Source organism: Pseudomonas sp. Xaverov 83 (assembly GCF_019352905.1).
Lineage (GTDB): Bacteria > Pseudomonadota > Gammaproteobacteria > Pseudomonadales > Pseudomonadaceae > Aquipseudomonas > Aquipseudomonas yamanorum.
On the sequence record NZ_JAAAFU010000081.1, the window covers coordinates 52,756 to 53,385 of the forward strand.

Below are 630 nucleotides of genomic sequence, written 5' to 3' on the forward strand. Positions count from 1 at the left end.
TGAGAGCTGCGGCTGTCGAGTCGTCAGGTGTTCGTTGTTGGCAGGACTGTCGACTATGGGAGCGCTGCCGTAGGGCAGGGCTGAGCTGGTTGGTGCGGAAAGGTTATAGGTCACCGTCGTCCAAGGTGACGCCCAGCCAGCGCCGTCGCTGGCGAGTTGAGCCACTATCACCACAGCGGTACCGTCAGGCTCAAGCCTCAGCTCCTGTGTCGGCGGAAGACGCCAATTGCCATTGGCGTCTGCTTTTACGTTTCCATACGCCGGATTGTAGTCTTTGCCATACGCATAGATATCCGTATTGGGGGCGGCCCTGCCTGAGAGCTGCGGCTGTCGAGTCGTCAGGCGTTCGTTATTGGTGGGACTGTCGACAATGGGAGCGCTGCCGTAGGGCAGGGCTGAGCTGGTTGGTGCGGAAAGGTTATAGGTCACCGTCGTCCAAGGTGACGCCCAGCCAGCGCCGTCGCTGGCGAGTTGAGCCACTATCACCACAGCGGTACCGTCAGGTTCAAGTCTCAGGTCCTGCGTCGGCGGGAGACGCCAATTGCCATTGGCGTCTGCTTTTACGTTGCCATACGCCGGGTTGTAGTCTTTGCCGTACGCATAGATAACCGTATTGGGGGCGGCCCTGCC

1 protein-coding gene is annotated in these 630 nt (G+C 60.2%); it reads right to left on the reverse strand.

The window, feature by feature from the left end; genetic code table 11:
* Positions 1-630 (reverse strand): hypothetical protein (locus tag K0H47_RS26515; RefSeq protein ID WP_219273882.1); only part of this gene is annotated, 630 nt, incomplete at both ends.